Consider the following 22,721-nt stretch of genomic DNA (forward strand, 5'->3'; position numbering starts at 1 on the left):
CTAAATACATAAATCAAAAAATATGTCTTTAATTGTGTATAGATACACAAAAATGTTTAACTCAAAAAGAATTTAGGTTTTATTTTTGCTCACATTCCCTTTGATGGTATGAATTTTCCTTAATTATGTATAATTTTTAAACATTTTATTGTGAATCTTGTTTAAAAAAAGAACAAGCTGCATATGAAAGCTGGGTAAGTGAAGTACCAGGTTGTTATCGTATTCACTTTAGGCGTTTATCTTTATTACCTTGTATACCGGTTTCGCTATACCATCAATCCAGACGCCTTGGTTTTCTCGCTGTTTTTTTATTATGCAGATGTTCACGGTTTCATTTCTCTATCTCTCTTTGCCTTTCAGTTATGGGGTAAAGTAGAGAGAAAATCTTCTGCCCCGCTTCCCGATTTATCGGTAGACATATACATTCCTACATATAACGAAGACATTTCCATTATCAAAAAAACGGTACTTGGTTGCGTTGATATAAGGTATCCTCATAAAACGTATATCCTCGATGATGGAAATCGCCCAGAATTAGCCAAGAAGGCGGCAGAATGGGGCTGTGGATATATCACCAGAAAGGAAAGGACGCATGCCAAGGCAGGAAATTTAAATAATGCCCTTCAACTTACCAACGGTGATTTTGTGGTCGTATTTGACACAGATTGTGTTCCTCAACCTGACTTTCTGGATAAGACCCTGGGTTACTTTCAGGATCAAAAGCTTGCCTTCGTCCAAACCCCCCATAATTACTATAATGTTGACTCATTTCAGTTCAGGGTAAACATGGAAAGGGAAAAATATTGGAATGAGCAGAATCTTTTTTACCGGTTAATTATGCCAGGGAGGGATTATTGGAATTCCACCTTTTTTGCCGGAACTGCAGCTATATTCCGAAAAAAAGCCCTGGAAGATATTGGGGGATTTGCCATAGGAAGTATTACTGAAGACCTCCACACGACCATTCATCTCTATGCACGTGGCTGGAAGGGTATTTATCATAACGAGATACTTTCAAATGAACTTGCTGCAAAAGACCTGAAGAATTATCATGTCCAGCAACTCCGGTGGGCGGAGGGAAACATTAGCATGTTTTTTAAGTGTAATCCCCTTATAACAAAGGGGTTAACCGTTCCACAAAGAATCTGTTTTTTTTCCACGATCTTTGGCTGGCTTTTTGGATTGCCCAAATTTATTTACCTTATTATACCACCAGTTGCAATTTTTACCGGGATGAATCCCATACAGTCATTTGATTTCGCTTTTATCTGGAGGTGTGTACTTTTTCTTTGCATACTCGTATTCGGCTTTGAATTTGTGACCCGTGGATATGGCAAAATTATATACTGTGAGTGTTTTAATACGACAAATTTTTTTGTCGTCATTAAGGCAACCGTTAGGAGTCTTTTTGGGCTTTTTGGCTTAAAATCAATTTTCAAGGTGACCGGGAAAGGTACCCATGAATCTGTCAGTATCTCTGATATTATCCCTCAATTGATAATCTGCCTCTTCTGCTTTTCAGGGGCAGTGTGGGGAGGTTTAAAACTCTATTATGGTATGTCTGCTGCTTTTATGGGTATCAGTGCAGCCATCTTCTGGAATATCGCCAATGGGCTTTTAGCCGCTTCTGTAATTGAAAAAGTAACCAAGCCGCACCAGAAGCGCAATAATTTCAGATTTATCGGTTCTGTACCTGTGCGATATTCCCTTATGAATGGCACTAGTTCCGTAAATGGTCTTGGAGTTACTAAGGATATTAATGAAGACGGTATCTCCCTTGTTACATTTACTGCATTGCCAATTGGTAAAAAAATTACTCTTTACATGTACTTAAACCAAACGATTTTGCCCTGTAAAGCTATCATCCTTTACAAGACCAGTAGTGATTTTATACAGGGAAGAATGTTTGTTCATGGTGTAAAAATTGAAGAATTAAACGAAAATGACAGGGATGTAATCAGTCTGTATTGCTTTAACACCATCCTTCCCCGATTTCAACATAAGTTTGGCAAAAAACCTTCTCTTTTTTTGAAAATGCTTTCCAAAGTTTATAGTAAAGAGCGGTTCAGAAAACACGTGCGAAGAAAGATGCCACTCCCTCTTTTCGTTCAAAGCAATGGAAATACTTCTCTAACTGCCGTTACAAATGACATAAGCATGACTGGACTTTCCTTTACCAGTTATGTCCCATTCGAATTGGGGACGATGCTGATCATGGAGGTCTTTACACCATTTGGAACATTAGCTGCTAAAGGAGAGGTAAGGCATGTAAGAGAAATCATGGTGGGACATTCATATTTCGTTGGCGTCAAATTTATTGAACTTCTGCAGTCGAGAAAACATATCCGGAGGAGGATGTCTCTTCCTCTTATTGTTCGAAACAATGAAAATATCTCTCTCACTACTGTTACAAATGATATTAGTATATCCGGACTCTCTTTTACCAGTTATGTTCCACTCGAATTGGGAACAAAACTGACCATGGAGATCTTTACGCCATTTGGGACATTGGCTGCAAAAGGAGGGATAAGGCATACAAAAGAAATTGAGGTTGGGTATTCGTATAATATTGGCGTAGAATTTACCCAATTTTTGACCGCTCAGAAAAACATTCTTTTAGACCGACTCAGAAATACCACCTCTGTTGCCCATGAATGAATACTTCAGCTTAAGTAGGGTGCGTCCCACGCACCAATCCATCAAGAATAAAAAGATCGTTTATATGGACTCGATCAAACTAATACGGAACAAGCGGTTTCTTTTGATCTTTCCACTCGCCTTTTTTGGAATTATCTGGGTCTCTTTCCAGTTGGTTTATAAAACAGAACTCCTTATACAAAACATGTACGGGGGTAATGAACCTCCTGATATTTTACAGGTCATGATGTTATATAACAAAATGACGAAGTCGGCACTAAAGCATAATGAAATCGATTTATATTGTCATCTCTCTCAGATCCTTATGAGGATAGGAAAGAAGAAAGAAGCTGTAAAGGTATTAAACAGGCTTGTAAAGACTGTTCCGGAAAATAGAAACTTGAGGTTATCTCTTGCCATTGAGCTTCATAATCAGAAGAGGTACAGGGAAGCGGAAAAACATTTTGTCGTGCTTCTCAGGGGAAAAAATTGATTGGTGCGTGAGACGCACCAATTCATAAGGAATGTAAAGGGCAATGAAAAGAACGTTATTGGCTTGTATCTTTGGAATAACAACTTTTTGGCATTTGGTCGTATCTCTTGAGGCATTTGAGAAGGAAGAGGATGAATCGTTACTCTTTTTAATGGCTGCCCGAAATGCAGCGAAGGCAGGGTGGGCCAATAAAGCCATTCAACGGTATGACGCTTATCTCAGAAAAAATCCTGACGATGAGGTTGTTGTGCTGGAATTTGCAGATTTTTTGCAGGAGAGTGGACATTACCGTAAAGCAGAAGCCCATTATGATACTTTAATTCAAAGGATAGGGCATGTACTTGAGAGGAAGAATGGTTTTACAAAAAAACTTATGCTTAATGCGGCTCGAAATGCGGTCAAAAATGGAAACGTCGACCGTGCTGTGGAGTATTATAAACAGGCGTTATCATCCAATAAAGGCAATTCAAAGATTGCTGAGGAACTAGCCGGTATCTTGGCCAGGTTAGGAAGATTTGGAGAAGCCCTTGAACTGTATGAAAAGACTTTGCTACACGATCCAGAAAATTTGGAGGTATTAACTCTAAAAGTCAACCTTTTAGTACAGCTGAAAAAATATGCAGAAGCAAGGGAAACGTTAGAAAAAATTCCGTATGAGGAAAAAAGCAATCTGAAATTGCTGCGCCTCGAAGCAGATGTTGATGCATGGTCAGGAAATTACGGAAGGGCGATAGAGAAATATCAAGATTTGGTTAACCGGTTTCCGGAAAATCGTGACATTCGGTCTCACTATATTAAGGTTCTATCATGGGCAAAGAAGTGGTCTTTGCTCCTTGATACCATACGTGAGGAAAGGGATAAAATTGAAGTTACCGATGATATTCGTTCCACTCTGGTCGGGGCTTATTTATCATTAGGTGAAGACGAAAAGGCAATTGAGGTATGGAAAACAATTCACAGGAAATCTGATACCTGGCGCACTACTTCTTTGATGATCGTTGACAAATTCCTTTCCCGGAGAAAACTGACGGAAGCATCGAATCTCCTCGAAGAAATTGTATCGGTCAGTAAACCTGTTCCTGAAGTTCACCTGGCAGTGAAATTAGCAATTATTTATGCCTGCCGAGAAATGCCCGGTAAGGGATTTGAAGTCCTGAATCAATTTCCCGTTTCTCCCGAGTCGAAACCTATTATTGATATTACAAAAGCCGAGATATTGGCTTTAACAGGGCGATATGAGGATGCATTATCAATACTCCATACACTGGAAGGAGATAAAAAAGCTGGATTTCGCCCACAAATAGTAGAGCTGGAATGCTACTACGCTCTGGAGAAAGACGAAATACTCCTTGAAAAATCGTCCATGATTTTACAAAAGCTATCTATCGAAGAACGGATTGATAAGTCAAAAGTCTTAACATTGCGTGTTCTTTCGTATATACGGATGGGACTATATAAGGAGGCGGAAAAGGAGATTGAATTATTATCGGAGACGAACAAAGAAGATTTATGTCCTGCAATTCTTACGGTTTTGTTGCATGATGCTAAAAGACAGTTGAACAAATATGAGGAGTCAGTTCTGGTTTTGGGCAAGTTATTATCGGAATATTCAACGGAAACAGAAATGGTCAGACCTCAGCTTTTTGATGACGTGCCACTTTCCGCCTGGAAAGCTGCCGATGAGGTGGCCATGCATCGGAATCAAGAGGTAACCGCTCAATATGCAAGGGCCGAATTTAAGGCAGGCAATTTTCTACAGTCTTTAGATTTATACAAAGAACTGGATGAAAAAAACAAAGACCAAAAATATAGGCTTGGAATGGTAGAATGTTATTTGAATTTGGGTAAAGAAGGGGAAGCGAACAAAGTATTTGAAGAGATTCAAATACGTAAATTGCCAGAAAAAGAAATAGTCCGTTATTGTGAAGCATTGGTTAAATTGAGGAGAAACAAACAGGCACTTTATGCCGGGTTGTCCTTACTTCCGAAAGATATTTCAGAAAAGATCGTTGTCAAAGGGTTAACTATAATCGCAAATATTCAATCTGAGGACTATGACATTGCCAATGGAATGATGAAAAAATATCTTTCGAATCAGCCAGGAAATATGACCGTTTTTCAAGCAATCGTGGAACAGGTCGGATATTTTGACAGAGGCAGGAAAAGCAAGAACTATGAGTTTGCAAAAGACTGGCTGTGTCAGGCAGTTGAACAATTTCCCGGTGATCCCGGACTTCGTTATCAATATGCCAGACTGCTGGCCACCCACAACGAGTATGATTTGGCCTGCGAACAATTCCTGACACTTCAAAAGAATAGTCCCAAGGATGTGAGAATTCTGCGATGGTTAGCACAGGTAAATAGTTGGAGACGTGAATATGACGAATCATTAAGGTGGTATGATTTCTATTTGAGAGAACAGCCTACTGACTTTAAACGACGCCGTGAAGTGGCCAGGGTGTATGGATGGGCTTTACGTTTAAAGGATGCCAATGAAGCTTACAAAAATCTTTGCTGGAATTATGCGGAAGATTTTGAAATATATTGGGAATGGCAGGCGAAAAGGAATAACTGGTTAGGACGAAAACAGACTGCAATTTCTTTCTACAACAAACTGGTCGGGCGCCATCCTGAAGACACTGAAATGCTCTTCGATTTAGGTCAGATGTACTCCCAGCTTAATGTTAGCTCAAAGTCAGAAGATGCTTACAAAAATTGCTTGCCTATGCACCAGAACACAATCGTGCCTCTTTTGCTAAAGAATCGGAACGATGGAGGCATAAGCAATCTGTATGGCTTAAACAGTCGTATATCCATCAAAAAGGAAGTGGTGATGAATTTGGAAATTTTGAAATCACCCTGTTCAGGACAGACGTGGATTATTCTCCTGCAAGACTTTCTGAGGCAATGGACCTTTCGTTAGGATTGGGAAATACGATATTTAAATTTACGGAACATGGCGGTTCAACAGCCGAACATCTCACCTTACATGTAAACAAGCATTTTGAGAATGGAATAGCAGCATACCTGGATGGGGAATTATCGACCTACTCCGAGAATCGCCATGAAACGGGACAGTTTGGGACGGGCGTTAATTATAGAATTTATGATATGTTTGATGTTACCTTATTGGGTGGCCGTGAGGACGTGCTGCAAAATTTCAACACCCTAGAGAATAGCCGTGGGCGTTATTATACAGGCGGGCGTTTTGCGTGGGATATTTCACCCCATATTAATATTTCCAGTTATTTCAACGAGTATTGGTATAATGATGGTAATAATGGCACAGAGTATTATACGGTCGTTGGGTACAAATTATTTTTGTATCCAAAGATCTTTAAACTTATTGCGGAGACGTATGGCTTTGATGTAGATAAAAGACGTGATGAATACTGGTCGCCGGACAATTACCGCAAATATATGGGTGGTGTTGTTTGGAGACAGTATCTGGGAAGAGAGCATTTTAGCGGTGCCCCAAAACTTTATTATGAGCTTGCCATAAAACAAGGTGTGGATTCTGACGGTATTGATTTTACCGAACCAAAGTTTGAATTTGGATGGGACAACCAGAGGAGGTGGAATATAGGTTTTGAAGTAAAACCCGTACGATCAACGGTCTATGAAGAAGAGCAAGCAGATTTATTTTTTAATATTCGTTTTTAAAAATGAAAAAAAGTTTAAATTATAAGAATATTATTTTTATATTGGGCTTCTTTTGCTTAACATGTATCGGTTGCATTACCATGAAAAGACCCCCGGAAACACAATTAGAAACTTGGTGGAAATTATACAAAAAAAACTACATTCTCCCTGATGGACGTGTGCAGCGACCTGAACATGGTCTTGATACAGTCAGCGAAGGGCAGGCCTATGCCATGCTTTTCTCTGTTTTTCTGAATGACAAAGAAACGTTTGATTTGATTTTTGGATGGACAGAAGAACACCTTAGCAGAAGCAATAAACAGGGAGACCGTCTCCTTGCCTGGCATTGGAAGGACGGTGGAGTAAACGATTGGATGGCTGCTTCGGATGCCGATTGTGATTATGCATTTGCCCTATTGCTAGCTTCAAACCGATGGAGGGAAAATACCTATCGTGAGAAGGCTGAACTGGTGATTAACGACATTTTAAAATTCGAAACAGCACGTGGGGCTGATAATCGTCTTTTTTTGTTACCCGGTTTATGGGGTAATGAAAAAGATGGGTACCTCATACAAAATCCATCTTATTACAGTCCGGCGGCATTTCGCTTATTTTTCGAAATAACTCAAGACCGCCGATGGTTGGATTTAACTGAGACCGGTTATTGGATTTTACATCATTCCGGCGTTCGTCTGGGTAATGTAAGCGGGTGTGGTTTGATCCCAGACTGGTGCATAGTAGATTTTCAGGGAAACATTTTGGCGATGGAAGGCAAATCAAACGATTATGGATGGGAGGCAGTCAGAATCCCAATGCGTGTAGGACTTGATCTACTCTGGAATAAGTCTGAAGAGGGGAATAAGGTTTTAGAAAAAGTGTATCATGTTTTACAGGAATCCAACTCAGATGTAGGAGAGGTAAAGGCCGTATATCGATATACGGGAGAGTCTGCGATTGAATACGGTAGTTTACCATCAGCCGCAATGGCTTTTTTTTCAGCACAGGCATTAAATACTAAAGCGGATAGATTAGAAGTTTCGTTCAGGAATAGATTGGGCGAGAAATCTTTGATTCTCAATTATTATGGACAAAGCCTGGCATTCTTTCCCCTTGCCTTTGAAAGTGGTATTTTGAAAAGGCCATAATTGAAAAAAAACTTTTTCTGTGACGTATTTTATTATGTAAAACAATATTTATTTATACTAAATAATTTTTCATTATTGAAATTTTCGTGGAAAATTATATAATATTTAGTAAAGGAATTTGAGTATTTATAAATTATTTAATATTTTTAATAATGGTATACGAGAGTACAAGAGGAATTAGAGCCAGGTTAAAGGATATTCTTAAAATATTTCTGATAAAAGATTGAGCAGAATCGAGAAATGAGGGAAAGTTAGCATGATCAACATTCCGGGACATTTTTACCATGCAGGTTATTCACATGTTTATATGGAAGAGCACTGTATGGAAAAATGTAAAAAAAGGAGGGAGGAGAAAAAATGCTAGCAATTGGCTTTAGTAAGCAAGAGAAATCGTTAATTCGAAACGTAAGAATAGGCGCCTTTCTTACTTTTATAGGGATCAATTTACGCTTTATCGTTGGTGAAATTATTAAACCTCTAATACTTTTTGATGTCATACAACCTAGCGGTCATGGTCATCACCATCATCATCGCTATGAATTTCATACACCGAATTTACCTGATATGTGCGGTGATTTTATAACGATTGTCATACTTGCATTCGCTTATTTTTTCATGACATCTTTCAGTTTTAGAAAGAATATAAAAGGCATGATGTATAGTTCCTGTGATAAGCGTTATAAATATCGTGAATCCATCCGGAAAATCAGGGATTATCTGATAGATGCAAAAAATATATTTATTGTAACAGCCGTTGGTTTTGGTTTGTATTTTTTCTCAAAATATGCTCTGACTATTGGCTTGGAGGCTTTCTCCTCTGAAGAATCAGAATCTGAAGGTATTCCTCATATACTCAATTTTTTCAATCATACAATTAAACTCCTTGCCTCTCTTGCTTTTGTCTATGCTTATTGCAAATACATCGGCGCAAACAAATCAATTAAACCTGTCCTGTATACCTTCTTTTTCATTAAAACTTTGCTTCTTACCAATGTGCTAGGATTTGTTCATGAGTTTGATTTGGAAATGATTGCTCCCGTTTTAGATGTTATGTTACCCTGGATACTTATTTATTCAACGATTGACTTTATTGCACGGGTCAAGGCTGGCCAACGCGAAGAAATAGAATACTCTTACCTTACGTGTAAAGAAGGATTTAATGCTAACATTTTAAATAAAATCATAGAATAATCGCGCTCTTGTAAGATTTATTTTAACGTTACAAAGCCCTTATTCTTTACATAAACACTTATTGGCATATCTTTCTCTAAGAATTCGTCCATAAGGGCCATGAATTCTGGAACAGAATTTACCTCTTTTGTACCGACTTTTGTGATCAAATCACCGGGACTTATCCCAGCACGCTCGGCGGGGCTTCCTACTTCGACATCGACAACCAAAACACCACTCTCGCCTTCAAAACCCAGTGATTTTGCAATTGCAGGATTTAAATCATTGACCACTAATCCTAAAGAAAATTTTGTAGGTTCATCTAATTTCCGAATAGCAAGGTAAGTTTTCCCTGCGAGGTCTTCCGGCTGTCGTTCCACCATAACCTCTAATGCGCTTTCTACCCCGTTGCGTACGATCTTTACAATAATCTTTTCGTCCACCTTTGCACGACGAATGGCCTGCTGCAGATCCGTGGTACCACCGATTTTCTTTCCGTCTATCTCTGAAATTACGTCGCCTGGGGAGATGCCCGCCTTTGATGCAGGAGTATCACTCCACACCTCTAAAACAAAGGCCCCTTTTTCCGATGATAAGTCAAAACGACTGATAATTTCTTTTTTATCTCTTAAGCCAAGCGTCATAGCCAACTCATCATTAATATCATGGGTTCCTACCCCTAAATATCCTCTTACAACACTCCCGGTGGCTACAATGGTTTCAACAGTTTCTTTTGCAATACTAGCAGAAATTGCGAATCCTACACCCTGGAATCCGCCTGACCGGGTTGCAATGGCGGTATTTACCCCAATTAATTCTCCCCTGAGGTTGACAAGCGGTCCGCCGCTATTACCAGGATTAATGGCCGCATCCGTTTGGAAAAAATCTTCGTAAATAAAAGGCAGTTCAAACGGAATGACATGGGTTCTCCCTTTCGCACTGATAATACCCGCAGAAACTGTTTGCTGATATCCGAAGGGGCTACCGATGGCAATAACCCAATCGCCTACCTGCACATCTTCTGAATTACCAAATTCGAGAGGAAGGAAATCCTCTCCTTCTATTTTAATGACTGCAATGTCTGTATTCGGATCAATCCCAACAATTTTGACATCCTTATATTGTTCTCCATCGTAAGTAACCACGGTAATTTCATCTTCAGCAAAACCGACGATAACATGATTATTCGTTAAAATGTAACCACGTTCATCGATAATAATTCCTGAACCCAACCCTTTTTTGGGTAGATTTTCCGCGTGAGGGTCATGTTTCGGAGAAAAATTTTGGTAGGGTGGCAAAGGTTCTGTTTCCTTGCCAAACTTCGGATGGTCTTTTTTCTCAGTACTGAGACTGACAACCGATGGGCTGACGAGTTGTGCAACTTTTCTAAAAGTTTGAATAAGCGGATCGGTGGCCTTCTCGAGATCCAGAAGTTCTTTCTTTAATTTGTCAGTTTCAATCTTCTGATTAGCAAAGAGAGAACTACTATACACGAAAAAGAGGCAGCTTACCACCCACCACAAAGTGAATGATTTTGTATCTTTCATGGTTTGTTTGTTGGAACTTTTAATTTATAAACTAAATATCCGCTTCCTGCAAAGATACATAAATCTACAAAGAAAGTTAAAATGACCACCTTTTTTGCGTGTGCAGGATTTTTTGTTCTATGTACTCTTGCGATAGCGTTAAAAGTCACATATATAATCAAAATATATATCAGGCACAGGCTTATAATCAAGGATATTTTCTTTAATGGTTTCATTGATGAGCACAACAGATGTTAACGTCTCTTTTTATGGAATCGGTGGAGGTGTGGTCTTCTCTTTCCCCCCCTTTCATGCCTAACTTCATTATTTCCAATCAATTAGATAACTCAATTTCGGTCTTTTTATTGTTATCCATCCGTTTTGTTAATATCATCTTCCATGTCTTCGTAATCGGTCTTTAGGCTACTGGTAGATCTTTTAAGTTCCTTAACAACTTCTTCTATGTCTTCAACCTTTTGCTGAATATCCTTCCTGAAGGTTTTCATATCGTCCATTTCATTATGGAGTTCATTCCCATCAACTACGAGCAATGAAATAGATCTGGACAAATCGTCTACCTTTTTCCCTAAAGTTTGCGTTGTCTTAGACAGCTCGATTATTCTACGGTCGATATCCCTCAACTTTTCCTGAGAAATGGTACCGCATCCGACAAAGAAAATCAGTAACAGCCAAGCATAATTTATTAGGTGTCTTCTCATTTTTCTATAATTGCACAATTATAGTTTAATTATGTATAAACACAAAAACAAATTTGTCGTAAAAGGGAACTTTTTTTTCGTCAAATATGTTTTAATAAGCATAATTGTTCTCCTTTTAGCAAGCTGATTTTTCGCTTTCCTCCTTTTCTTCGAAAATCAGCTTGCTATTCCTTTCTCTAGAGGTAGATATCCAAAAAAGAACCCACAAGTTCTCTGCGTAGATTCTTTTCTGTATTTGCCAAGTTAGGCTGTTTTACTGTTTGAATATCTTTTCCAGATGATTTCCTTTTGCTATCTTCGACAAGTTGAATAGATACATCATTTTTTTTCTGAATCTTTTCCAGATTCGACAAATTTGTACCCTTAAGTATATTGATGTTATGAGTATGGTTGTCCAATACCTCTTTTTTAAAATCAAGATGATTATTTTCTTTTTGTGTTGCACCTGCTGATAATCTTTTAATTTGCTCGAGAAGTTTGGATGCCGAAGGATTTATATTATTTACCATATATGCCTTCCTCTTGAATGAGATTATGAAATTAATAGCGTATAAAATTAGCGATTTTTATGCCTAAATTGAGATTTAGTCATAGAAAAACGTTCAATTTGTGCAGTCAATAATGATGTTTGTTTTTTTTAAAAAATATTTATTTTTTAGATAACCCATTATTTTCATAACTACTTTTATATAATAATATTACAATTTTATCAATTTCTGCCCACGCATCTTCATCTCAAGGGAGGGTGATTGGGCTGTGACATTTCGTTATAGAAAAGGTATAGATTTATTGTAATTTGTTTACTAAATAATGGTTTGTTATTATAATTCATACAAATGCGTTGTGAAATTCAACCAATATATAATGATTTGTTGAGTTGTATTTTTACGTTTAAAATGGTATAATAATTTAGAAAATTAATGAAGATGATTCTAAGTGAGAATGTGATTAAATTATTACCAAAATTGATAAAGTACGGTGATTTTCGATTATTTGAATTCAGAAACGTTTAATTAAGATAGGGGGCGAAAGGATTCGACCGGACAGGTTGAGGTATAGGTGGCGTATTGAGGTTGTCAGGCGGCCTCATTAAAAACCTGGCAAAATGATTTAAATGCCGAATATCCAATGGCAATGGCTGCTTAATTGACAGCCACGTTTCATTATCCTTACCTGCGAGGGTAATGAAACGACGACTAGCAGGTTAGTTTAGTCCTTTTGGTAGGTGAGGATTGAATGAACCCTTAAACCTAGCTGGTTATCAGAAACCCTGTCTATTGGGGTTCCAGATGACGAGATGCAAAAAATAGACTATATACGTAGAAGCCTATGCTGAAATGTCCAGGGACGCGGGTTCAATTCCCGCCGCCTCCACCATAACATATTGATATTACGAGACTTACAAAGCCACTTTTTTGGCTGGTGACGGTTTGATCTTTTAGTGATAGGTTTATGATGTCTGCTTTCAGTCTTCCAACATCGGTATGAACGTAATATTTTTCAGCCATTTTTGTTGATGAATGACCTAATAATTTTGCTACGTTAAGTAATGGTATGCCTCTATTAGCCAACTGAGATGCTACGGAATGACGTGTCGCATCGTAAAGCCTAATTGACTGGTTTAATCCAACTTTCTCCCTTATATCATCCCATATTCTCCTAAGACTATTCTCCGAATAATGCTTACCGGTTTTAGGATTCACAAACACGTATGCTTCAGGAAGGTTATTTTTTATACGGTCTGCGATGTATAGAAATACTTCCGGGTGAAGTGGAATTGTTGAATCCTTTGAATTCCTCCCTTTCCTTCTTTCCATAAACACCCTACCAGAAAAGGTTGATGATACGGTAATTATACCCCGCGCTACATCAATATTCTTGCACTTTAAAGCCCGTGCCTCCGATGGACGGCATCCATGTAACATTAAAAAGGCAAAGATAGGTTTGTGATTATCTGGTACGACCTCAAAGACTTTCTGTTGTAACTCCTGGGTAAGCCAGGTGATCTTTGGTTGTGGTATACCGATAATAGGGAATGACGGGACAACATCCAATATTTCAAGGTCGGATTTCAGGTAATTCAGGAAGATTTTAAAATTATCCAAAATGTTTTTAATCGTCTTTTCGCTGAAATTGAAATTCTTACTGAGATGCTCTTTGTAATTTATAATATCAATCTTTCGAAGTTCTCTTGCATCCGTACCGCCGAAATAATCCTTCGCAATCTGTACAAACCGCCGATAATCTTTTTTATAACTTGGAGCAATAGAATTAATTTTGAATGTTAGAAACTTATCTAACAAGGTTGAAACATAAAATTTTTCAAGGTCTTGTTTAACATATTTCGTAGGGTCAAAAATGTGGCTCTGGATTTCATAATTGATGTGACTGAGCAAGCTTGATGCTCGTTGATAGGTATCAATGGCTTGTCCGTGTTTATCTGAAAATAGACGTATCCTTTGCCCTTTGTGGAAGATGTCAATATAAAATCGATTCGGTACGGTTTTATGCTCTGCACAAATATAGCCCAACTTCTTTATTTCGGTAAAACTCCCCTGACAAACGGGACAATGTCCTTTCGCTCTTATTGCTCCTTTCATGGTTTCTTCCCCTTTCTCCTGGAGAAGATACGCTACCAATTCGTTATTTGTCAAGGTCATAATAAAGTTTTTCTTACCGCTCGTTATGTTGAATGTTTAAAGGTGGTCTCAAAGCCTTTATTAGCTTGTATTCGATGGAATCAAGTCTGTTAGGTTGTATGTAGAAATACAGTACCCGGTTAAATCGCTTACCGTCCTCTATATGCTGGAATAATCTCTGATACAGGTTTTTGCTCTGTCCAACATATAAAATCTTTTTCCCGTCACATAAAAAATAGACACACGATGGGATTATCTGGAAGTTACATTCTTTCAATTCGCTTATACCGCTTATTTCCTCTGGAATATCGCCAATACAAGGCTTATCCTCATGAGGGTATATCTTAACTATGGGTGTTAACTGCTTGCCTTCTGAATAAACGTAGAGATTCTTTTCAATCCAGTCCACAACTTCCCCTTTTTTAAAGACAGGAAACCCTGTCTCGTGGATTAGACAGGGTACAAAGCCCTTGATTGCCAGGTCTTTCAATCGCTCAGGATCGATGTATTCCTTGAAATCTTCTGCCGTAAATCGATACCCGTTAATTTTCATACGCTTCCAACCTTTCCTGCCGTATGCGCGCCTTGATATCCTCTAGCCGATCCTGTGCAAGTGTTTTGTTGTTTATACCTGGAAATATCTTTGATACCCACCGCCCGTCAATCTCTCTGTATTCAACACACCATGCCCCGCATGTTCTGTATTCACCATTTGCCCGCTTCGGGATCTCAGGACATTGTTTTGACTTTCTCCCATTACAGCGAATCGGCTTACATTCCTTAAAATATTGCTTGAATCTTATCGCCATTGCTTTACCCCCTTGTTTAAAAATCAAAGTCCTGTTAAGCCAAAAATTCTGATATAATCCGCAAAAGCTCAAAGGCTGCAATCCATAAAACTATGTCTGGGTAGTAATACATTTTCCGCCCTCCAAAGATTCGATTTCCGCCTTCAATTCGGATGCTTCCCGTAGAAGCATTTTCAGTTTGCACATGAGATGGAAATATTTCAGATTTAGAACGGTTAGTTCCTCAATCCTTTCTTTACTTTTCAGCATCGTTTTTTACCTCCGGTTGATTTAAATTGCTTGATAAATTTTCAAGACATTGTGTAATTTCCTTTGTAAGAATCCGATTGATTTCCCTGTGATCGCTTATCGCTCCCAAAATCGGCGATATCCTGGCCGGAATACAAAAAAGGCTATCCCTAACCTGCCTGGCCGTTGCAAAGGCTGCCTGACGGACTTCGGCTGCACCAACAAGTTTCCCGGATTCCCTCTCATAATTTAACTGCGATTGCCGGGCTAACCAAAGCATGCGTTCCGTCCGTGCTTTCTCGTATTCGCTACCGTTTTGCTTTTTCTCAGATAAATATTGCTCTCTCCACTTGAAAACGGCGTCAGGATCGCAAAAATAACCCCTGTGAGACCTCTCGTGAGGCGCACCCTTTGAAAACCAGCTACGAATTGTAACCGTTGATACTTGCATGATTTTTGATAGCTGACGAAGATTGACTTTTTTCTTTTCTGCCATGACTTAATCTCCTAATCTGTAATAATTACTGTTTAGCAATCGTGTGTTATAACAACCCTAAATTTTTTCCCTGAAAACTAGATAAAACGTGGGGTCATCTTGCCCCCGCATGCTTCACCAAACCGAAAGAACATATGTATTTACACAACAAAGACTTACGACTTTTACGCTTATACTTACAACCTAGCATTACATGATATCATTATTTTAAATGGCCTGGCCGCTATGCATATGAAGTAAGGCCGTGAACGGCCAGGCCAAGTGGAGCTCACGGCCTTATCTTACGACTACTCCTCTGTGAATCCTCGCCCGCCCTTGTGCTTCCGCCTTCCTAAATGCAGTATAATTTTGAAGACTTACAAACTCTTGTCTGATGGCCGGATTTGCCCTCCAGTCCGCAATTACCTGCTCCTCGAACGTGAGAGGTTTTACCGGTGGTTCCGGTTCCTTGATTTCGGCTTGCGGTGAATAACTCCGGCTGAACGGAATCCCTGCCTTTAGCTTTGCAAGGTCGCTCATTGCCCTCTGTCCTTCTGCTGAAATTGTAGGAACAACTGTTTCTGGCTTGCTCTTTCCCGCCCTTAATCTTGCAACCTCGGCCATTGCTTCTCGCTGTTCGGGTGTCGCTTCAGCTTTTTGAACAATTTCTTTAGACTCGTCTGGTTTTATTGTGGTCAACACAGGTTCTGCGACTCCAGTCATATTTCGGAGATGTTTAAGTAATTTCGATTCATCATATGATAACCTGCTTTTTTTCCCCTAATCGTTCTCGCATTTCATCCAAAGTTTCATGTTCTGTCACATTCTGGGGACAATTATGTTTGTAATTATGCAACCCAACTACACACCGCTTGAAATAATCCATATCATGATCCTTTCAAAAAAAGTTTAAAGAGGCATGGGCAACGCCAGGGGTATAACGCCACCCATGCCGCCTGCAGGAGGGAACAGGCTAATCAATGTTGTATTGCTCCATAAGAGTATCTCTACTACTTTGATATTCACCTGGATTTAATTGTGGGAAGATCGTATTTAAAACATGCTGACGGGTACCGCCGGTTTGTGTTTTACAGATGATTAGTTCCTGGATAGCCATTATCATATCTGTGGATATTTTCTTTTGGATTTCATCCGCAACAGTTTCCCAGCATTGACGCCGTGCAACTGACATGGCCTCATTCAATCTGATAAATTCGGCCTGCCGTGTCTTTAGCCCTCGTTCGCTGGCTTCAAGTAGCTCCTGGGTTTCGCCTCGCTGCTTTATAGCATCCTCGTGGGCCAGCCTCACCCGCTTTAATCGGTCGCAGTTTTTCTCATTGCTATTCAAAGCAAACGCATCTAATGCCGATGTTTTCGCCCTTTTGGCATTCTCAATCGCCCGGCTGAGTTCCGGTAAAGATTCTTGCAACTCATCGCATTTCTTTTGCAACTCCAAGATGCTGGCTTGGCACGCCTCAACATTCTGTTTCGCATCGTCATATTTCCGCCTTACTTCTATTACTGCATTTGACATTTGCTACCCTCCAAAAAAGTTTTAAAAATTTAACCAATAAGAGTTTTAACGGCTGTTATAAAGTCCACGTCGTTTATCTGCATATAAACCGCTATCGTATCCCCATACCAGCCACAAGAATAGCAATGTGCAAAATTATTCCTGATATCCATTGATGGATGCCTGTCCTCGTGTGTCCCGCTGATACAATGAGTTATCCCGTTGCGGATATTCTGCAAAAGATTTTCTATCGGATACGCCTTCGCTCGCCCAATGTCGCCTTGCGTTATCCGGCTATTCTTTCCGGTGTTTTTGAAACTCAATTCCATCTCATACTTTTTTATTTCCTTATTGAGGATTTTTATTGTATCCATCAAAATGAATCTGCTTAGCTCGTTTTTCCCTGACAAGAGCTGTAACGCCGCTTGTTGATCGTTTTTCAGTTCGGCAATTTTCCGTTCGAGATATTCCTTGCTTTTGGGAGTAGCCCGCTCGGTATTAACGCCAAGTTCCTTCCTGGTAATTTCTCGATCAAGATATTCCTTGCGTCTGGAAACAGCCCATTCAACGTCAACGCCAAAATCTTTTGCGGTTTCGATTATGGAATGCATATCGCCTCCATGAGAAGGCCATCTACTTTCACAAGTCCAACCTTCTTATCCATGACGCCTGTTCGCCGATGAAAACAAACTTTCAGCCACGCTTCATTATCGCTTTGAACATTCCGCCAAACCATAATCCCGGCATCACTTTCCTGACTTACAAAACTCGAATCCCTAATATTGTCGTCCGAAGGTTCTTGATAAGGGTCTAACTTAGCCATGTGACACATAAGAAAGATTGTGATATTCAATTCGACTGCTAGCATCTTCAGCGTTCTGATAACCTGCCCGATTTCAATCGAAGTGTTTCGCATCCTTGCGAGGTCAAACAAGTAATGCAGGTGGTCTATGAAAACCATTTTGACGCCATACTTCGCCAGTCCCTCTAAAATACGATGCCTTACCCATTCAAGGGTGTTTGCCTTCATCTTTGCTGGCATGACAAAGACAGGCAGTTCACCAGGAAAGCGATTGATAAACTCCCCGGAAGAAAGCTCGTAACTAAACCACAAACTCATAACATCCTGTCTCGCAAAATTAACAGTCAGGGTTTGCGCAAAAAGGGTCTTACCCGCTTTTCTCGGCCCGGAAATGGCTATCAATTCACCCGGTAGAAAAAACCACCAACGTGCTTATCCAACTGCGGTAATCTCGACATGACAGGAACGGCTTTGGGCTGCTTAGCAAGAAGCGCCTTCATATCACGACTGGTAATAATTTTGTCCTCTCCGCTATACTCGTTAAGTTCAATTAGTAAATCCGATGTAGTTTTTTTCTGTGTCATAACTCAAATTCCTCCTAAAAGTATCTTTGCCGTTCAAGGGTATGTTTGCCGTTACTATTGAATGCCTTCAAGTAAAGTGCGTCGTATTGCTTTCTAAGTTTTTCGGTAGATAGGATGTTGTTTTGCCAAAAACTATCAGCCTGGCACCAGGTAATAACTTTTTCGATCTCGTCAGGCGAACGCCTATCAAGTCTAATCATTAGGTCAATATGCTTAACCCATGATTGAATATTAGGTTGTTTAAAATCTGACTTTCGTTGCTTAATCAAAGAAAGAAGTTTCTCTGATAGTCCGACTTCGATAGAATCGGACGTATATATTTTCTTTTGTATATATTTCTTTTGTGGTATCACTTTTCTGATACCCTTTTGAATCACTTTTCTGATACGGTAGCAGTTTTCTGATACGGTCTTCCATGTCTCGAAATCCTTATTAAATCTATACTTTTTGGTTAGACCGTTGCAGAAATCTGATACGGTTATGATATTTCGGTCTTCTAAAACGTTGATTATTTGTGAACATCTACTCTTAGAAAGCCCCGTATCTTTTGCCATTTGACTTAATGAGATCAGGTCTTCTTTCTTGTTGAAACCGTATGTTTTACGCGGCACAAGTAAGGCAATCCTGAAGCAATGACCTGATAAATCAGTCCTGATCAGTGCCTCAAACAGCTCATTTGCGATTTTCGTATAGCCGTCTTCGCATTGTGGGTTTGCCATGTTCAGCCTTTCGATTGAATCGCAAACAAAGCTTGCTTAATCCTTGGAATATCGCTTTCACGATAGACTCTTTCACCGTTCGGCAATCTTATAAAATTCTCACTTCGTAATTTCCTGCTGTCAAAAAGGTATGACAAGCGATGCTTCGGAACGTTCAGCATTTCTACAACCTGGGATAGTGTGAAAAGCTTTTGGTTCAACAAACTTTTTTCGGTCATTTTTTACCTCACATTCTAATCAGAAAAATAAACTCTTTACCCTTATGTATCGACTGTCGACGACTTGTCGATTTGTCGATGATACAAATTTCAATGAAATGCTCTGTGAATGGCTTAAATAGTGGGGTTTGTGGGAATGAAAATATTTTGGGAAAATCTGAAAATAAAAAAACCCCATTATCGATTTGTCGATAACAGGGTTTTTAAACAGTGGAGATTTTGGTTATCTGATTAGGTTTTTGTGTGCGTCCGTATAAAGGTCGTCATGGCATTCCCTACAATGTTCTGTTTCATCGTTGCAAATAAAACAAAAATGTTTGTGCACATCTTCGCATGATGGGCATACCTTTTCTTGAATGTAAATAGGTTTTTTACTATTAACCGTCTTTTTGCAAACATTAAAAACCGTCCGATGATTTACAATCAGGTTTTCATGGGTTTTAAAAAACTCTTGCAAGGCTTTATTTAACCTTTCGATACGCTTTTGCTTCGCCGAATCAACATTTATCAAAATCCCGTTATTTTCTGCAAATTCAAGCAAGATATTCCACCCTTCAAGCATACGTCCATTACGAAAAAACCCCATTTGCGCATAGTGGAAAGGTTCGGACTTGTCTTTAATTATTATACGAACGTTTTCATCGTTCAAAAAACCATTTTTATATCGCTTGCCTTAGCTCCTGGAGGTATAGGGAAGGAAATAGCCTTTTCTAAATTGCCTGTGGTAAGGTCTTGCTCCTCTGCTTCCAACTCTATAACATCAAACAACCTTCTGAAATATTCCGGAAGATTATCAACGCTCTGGACATGGATTATTAATAAACCTTTGGGTATGCCTGGATTGCCGTTTATGGTGACCTTTATAAGTCGTGGTTTTACATCTGACCTGATAATGTCATTTATTCTGGTGTCCAGGCGCTTTATAAAGGCGTGATCCTCTGAGTTAAAATCTTCAAGAAATAATGTGCTTCGTTCAAAATAATGAAGTTTCTTTTCAATGAGATCACTCTCATTCAAACAGTCGACATGATAAAAGCCCCAACTGTTGCCTTTGTAATAAATATAACAAGCGATTTTCCTGGCTAAATCAATATCTTTGCTGAGTTTTTCTTGTTTCATCTGTCATTTTCTCCTGAATGACTCTCCAAGATAAAATTAAGGGAAACCGTTGGAGATAACGGCTTGTCGCCCTGCAGGAGCTATCCCTTAATATTCAATTTTAACCCCGGAAAACCTATCTAAAACGCATGAAAAACACACTCAGAAGCATTGCATTGACCTTACCCACGCTGAAAGCAATCCGAAGCGTTTCCAGGCCGTTTTATTGCTTCTGAGAATGGAAATTTTCGGAAATCTTTGCAGTTCCACAACTGGCTACCAAGAAACACAAGATCATTGCAATTTGCTTCATGATAAAACTTTAAACCGCAATTTCCAGATTTATCGTATTATAATTCACTGTAGGTTTCGACTCTCTCCGTCCTTTCTTCTTCCTTTTCATGCCAATTAACCCCAAGCCTTCCAGGATAGCAATATCAGTTGCAACGCTCTTAATGTCTCTTTTGGCTAATCTTGCAAGCTCCTGAAGGCTTCCCGGCTGTTTCTCCCTGATTAAATGAAGCAATTCAAGCCTCTTTTGGGTAAGTGCCTTTCTAAATCCCTCTATACTCTCAAAGTAAAGCCCCTTTTCTGGCTTAACCTTCTCTCCCCGTTCAAGTTTTTTCATAGCCTCTTTTGTATCTTCAAGAACATCCTTAAGGCTTTTTATTCCTATTTTCACCCTTTTAACTCTCATGTTTTTTAACCCTCTTTATATCGTTATAAAAATCTTCCAAAAGCTTATCTACGCTTTTAAACGTGTACACTTCCTCTTTGTCTCCATAATGCCTGTGATCTCCCTTGCCTTCTGCGTTGTCATAACCAATAACCCGCTTGCCTTTCACAATGTAAACAAAAGAATATTTATAACCGTGTGGTTTATCGGGAGAAGGATTAACTTGCCACACCCTTACCTCAATAATATTCCCGTTATCCTCTACAACTTTGATATGTCTAATAAGTTTGCTTTTCACTGTTGGCATATTATACCAGAAACAATTTAAAGTCAATAGGGTTTCTGAAATTAAAAATGGTATGTTTTCGAGGTAAGAAAAAAGGCCATTAACCCTTGATAGAGTTAACAGCCTTTTTTAATTCTGGTGACGGTCTGGTGACGGTATTTTTAAGGGGTTAAAAGTCATAACTATTCAAACACATTAGACTTAATATTTTTTGGCGGCGGGTTCAATTCCCGCCGCCTCCACCATTTAAAGACTTTTAATCTCATTGAAGATAATCGGAAAAACATTTCTAGGCTTTCGTAATGCGTTTTTAATAGGTAATTTTCGTGTCTCTTTTCATGATGAGACCTCGGTTACATGATCGTTACGTGGTCATTTAAACTACAATTTCCAGGCTTATCTTAAAGTTTATCTACGCTTTTAAATGTGTACACTTCCTCTTTATCTCCATAATGCCTGTGGTCTCCTTTGCCTTCTGCATTGTTATAACCAATAACCCGCTTGCCTTTCACAACGTAAACAAAGGAATATTTATAACCGTGTGGTTGTTGGGAGAAGGATTCACTTGCCACAGCCTTACCTCAATGATATTTCCATTATTCTCTACAACTTTGATATACCTAATGAGCTTGCTTTTCACTGTTGGTATATTATACCAAAAAATTTAAAGTCAATAGGTTTGCTGAGATTAAAAAAGGTATATTTTAAGAGCTAAAAAGCCATTGATTTCATATAGGAGTCAATGGCTATTTTTATTTTATCAAAGACCATATTTTGTTTTCCAATATGGAGTAAATCGAAGCTATTATAAGCCAAAGTTTTTACTGTTAATGGCCTTAAGCTGTTAGATGATAAAGTTTTACTAATGTTTTAAGTGTTTTGGAATTTATTAGCAAAGTATTAGAAGGTAGCGGTTGAATGTAATGGAAAATATGATTGGATAAATTCGGCTTTGTTTGTTAAAAATAGGAGATCAAAAGGTTTTTGCTAAGATTTAGGTAACAAAAGGTTACTACACATCTTAAATTCTGCCAATTCAGTTGATTTCCGTAATAAGAGGTATATGGGATATGCAACTTGCAGAGACAATTTTAAACCAAATAAAAGGCGTACGAAATCATGAGTTAAATTTATGGTTGTTTTGGAATCTTCGCTGAATGTACTAAAAGACACGTTGAAATCTCCAAATTTATTTAATGACGTCAAAGATATCGATGCAATGCTTTGCAAAATTACAGAAAATAATTTTGTTGATCAGGGCAATAATATTTTTGATACAATAACGTCAATAGACGATTTTGAACATTTTGGACGTGATAGATTTCCTTTGATGATGTAAGAG

Annotated in this window: 22 protein-coding genes, 1 other RNA gene and 2 pseudogenes; 8 read left to right on the plus strand and 17 right to left on the minus strand. The window is 38.8% G+C overall.

The window, feature by feature from the left end:
• Positions 1-198: 198 nt before the first annotated feature.
• The 6 genes from E3K36_06310 to E3K36_06335 all read left to right on the plus strand — a co-directional run bounded on the left by E3K36_06310 (position 199) and on the right by E3K36_06335 (position 9,108).
• Positions 199-2,658 (plus strand): glycosyltransferase, encoded by a 2,460-nt coding sequence (locus E3K36_06310; GenBank protein ID MCF6154859.1) that lies wholly within the window; start codon positions 199-201, stop codon positions 2,656-2,658.
• Positions 2,659-2,722: 64 nt separating this feature from the next.
• Positions 2,723-3,130, plus strand: coding sequence for a hypothetical protein (locus E3K36_06315; protein ID MCF6154860.1), 408 nt, complete (start codon positions 2,723-2,725; stop codon positions 3,128-3,130).
• 43 nt (positions 3,131-3,173) lie between these two features.
• A complete protein-coding gene (locus tag E3K36_06320) occupies positions 3,174-6,053 on the plus strand; it encodes a tetratricopeptide repeat protein (protein MCF6154861.1) in 2,880 nt (959 codons plus the stop codon).
• Positions 6,005-6,793, plus strand: coding sequence for a hypothetical protein (locus E3K36_06325; GenBank protein MCF6154862.1), 789 nt, complete (start codon positions 6,005-6,007; stop codon positions 6,791-6,793). Before E3K36_06320 ends, E3K36_06325 begins: the two co-directional genes overlap by 49 nt.
• Positions 6,794-6,795: 2 nt before the next feature.
• The gene (locus tag E3K36_06330) at positions 6,796-7,917 is read left to right on the plus strand and encodes a cellulase (GenBank protein ID MCF6154863.1); all 1,122 of its coding nucleotides are present in this window, start codon (positions 6,796-6,798) and stop codon (positions 7,915-7,917) included.
• 357 nt (positions 7,918-8,274) lie between these two features.
• Entirely contained in the window at positions 8,275-9,108 is an 834-nt protein-coding gene (locus tag E3K36_06335) for a hypothetical protein (GenBank protein MCF6154864.1), read from the plus strand.
• A gap of 17 nt (positions 9,109-9,125) precedes the next feature.
• On the opposite strand, the gene E3K36_06340 is transcribed toward E3K36_06335, so the two are convergent.
• From E3K36_06340 to E3K36_06350, 3 genes are all read right to left on the minus strand, one after another.
• A complete protein-coding gene (locus E3K36_06340; protein ID MCF6154865.1) occupies positions 9,126-10,634 on the minus strand; it encodes a PDZ domain-containing protein in 1,509 nt (502 codons plus the stop codon).
• Between the two features lie 347 nt (positions 10,635-10,981).
• Positions 10,982-11,332, minus strand: a complete 351-nt coding sequence (locus tag E3K36_06345) for a hypothetical protein (GenBank protein MCF6154866.1) — start codon at positions 11,330-11,332, stop codon at positions 10,982-10,984.
• Positions 11,333-11,508: 176 nt separating this feature from the next.
• Entirely contained in the window at positions 11,509-11,841 is a 333-nt protein-coding gene (locus tag E3K36_06350) for a hypothetical protein (protein MCF6154867.1), read from the minus strand.
• 512 nt (positions 11,842-12,353) lie between these two features.
• Between E3K36_06350 and ssrA the strand changes: the two genes are divergently transcribed.
• Positions 12,354-12,709: a transfer-messenger RNA gene (ssrA, locus tag E3K36_06355) on the plus strand.
• 104 nt (positions 12,710-12,813) lie between these two features.
• On the opposite strand, the pseudogene E3K36_06360 reads toward ssrA, so the two are convergent.
• From E3K36_06360 to E3K36_06425, 14 genes and pseudogenes are all read right to left on the minus strand, one after another.
• A pseudogene (locus E3K36_06360) lies at positions 12,814-13,992 on the minus strand (site-specific integrase).
• 13 nt (positions 13,993-14,005) lie between these two features.
• Positions 14,006-14,524: a hypothetical protein gene (locus E3K36_06365; protein ID MCF6154868.1), complete on the minus strand. Its 519-nt coding sequence runs from the start codon at positions 14,522-14,524 to the stop codon at positions 14,006-14,008.
• Complete coding sequence (locus E3K36_06370; GenBank protein MCF6154869.1) at positions 14,514-14,780, minus strand: hypothetical protein; 267 nt, start codon at positions 14,778-14,780, stop codon at positions 14,514-14,516. Before E3K36_06370 ends, E3K36_06365 begins: the two co-directional genes overlap by 11 nt.
• Positions 14,781-15,015: 235 nt before the next feature.
• On the minus strand, positions 15,016-15,504 hold the full coding sequence (locus E3K36_06375; protein MCF6154870.1) for a hypothetical protein: 489 nt from the start codon (positions 15,502-15,504) through the stop codon (positions 15,016-15,018).
• A gap of 276 nt (positions 15,505-15,780) precedes the next feature.
• Positions 15,781-16,185, minus strand: a complete 405-nt coding sequence (locus E3K36_06380) for a hypothetical protein (protein MCF6154871.1) — start codon at positions 16,183-16,185, stop codon at positions 15,781-15,783.
• Positions 16,186-16,456: 271 nt separating this feature from the next.
• Positions 16,457-17,017: a hypothetical protein gene (locus E3K36_06385; protein MCF6154872.1), complete on the minus strand. Its 561-nt coding sequence runs from the start codon at positions 17,015-17,017 to the stop codon at positions 16,457-16,459.
• 29 nt (positions 17,018-17,046) lie between these two features.
• Positions 17,047-17,607, minus strand: coding sequence for a hypothetical protein (locus tag E3K36_06390; protein ID MCF6154873.1), 561 nt, complete (start codon positions 17,605-17,607; stop codon positions 17,047-17,049).
• A complete protein-coding gene (locus E3K36_06395; GenBank protein MCF6154874.1) occupies positions 17,595-18,200 on the minus strand; it encodes a hypothetical protein in 606 nt (201 codons plus the stop codon). Before E3K36_06395 ends, E3K36_06390 begins: the two co-directional genes overlap by 13 nt.
• Positions 18,197-18,382: a hypothetical protein gene (locus E3K36_06400; protein ID MCF6154875.1), complete on the minus strand. Its 186-nt coding sequence runs from the start codon at positions 18,380-18,382 to the stop codon at positions 18,197-18,199. The genes E3K36_06395 and E3K36_06400 overlap by 4 nt, the downstream gene beginning before the upstream one ends.
• A 14-nt stretch (positions 18,383-18,396) precedes the next feature.
• Complete coding sequence (locus E3K36_06405) at positions 18,397-19,101, minus strand: hypothetical protein (protein MCF6154876.1); 705 nt, start codon at positions 19,099-19,101, stop codon at positions 18,397-18,399.
• 863 nt (positions 19,102-19,964) lie between these two features.
• Positions 19,965-20,438 (minus strand): hypothetical protein, encoded by a 474-nt coding sequence (locus E3K36_06410; protein MCF6154877.1) that lies wholly within the window; start codon positions 20,436-20,438, stop codon positions 19,965-19,967.
• A gap of 301 nt (positions 20,439-20,739) precedes the next feature.
• The gene (locus E3K36_06415; protein MCF6154878.1) at positions 20,740-21,114 is read right to left on the minus strand and encodes a hypothetical protein; all 375 of its coding nucleotides are present in this window, start codon (positions 21,112-21,114) and stop codon (positions 20,740-20,742) included.
• Positions 21,104-21,400, minus strand: a complete 297-nt coding sequence (locus E3K36_06420) for a hypothetical protein (protein MCF6154879.1) — start codon at positions 21,398-21,400, stop codon at positions 21,104-21,106. Before E3K36_06420 ends, E3K36_06415 begins: the two co-directional genes overlap by 11 nt.
• A gap of 380 nt (positions 21,401-21,780) precedes the next feature.
• Positions 21,781-22,019: pseudogene (locus tag E3K36_06425) on the minus strand (hypothetical protein).
• A 492-nt stretch (positions 22,020-22,511) separates the two neighbouring features.
• Between E3K36_06425 and E3K36_06430 the strand changes: the two are divergent.
• Positions 22,512-22,718: a hypothetical protein gene (locus tag E3K36_06430; protein ID MCF6154880.1), complete on the plus strand. Its 207-nt coding sequence runs from the start codon at positions 22,512-22,514 to the stop codon at positions 22,716-22,718.
• Positions 22,719-22,721: the final 3 nt, after the last annotated feature.

The sequence above is a fragment of the Candidatus Brocadia sp. genome (assembly GCA_021646415.1).
Classification (GTDB): domain Bacteria; phylum Planctomycetota; class Brocadiia; order Brocadiales; family Brocadiaceae; genus Brocadia.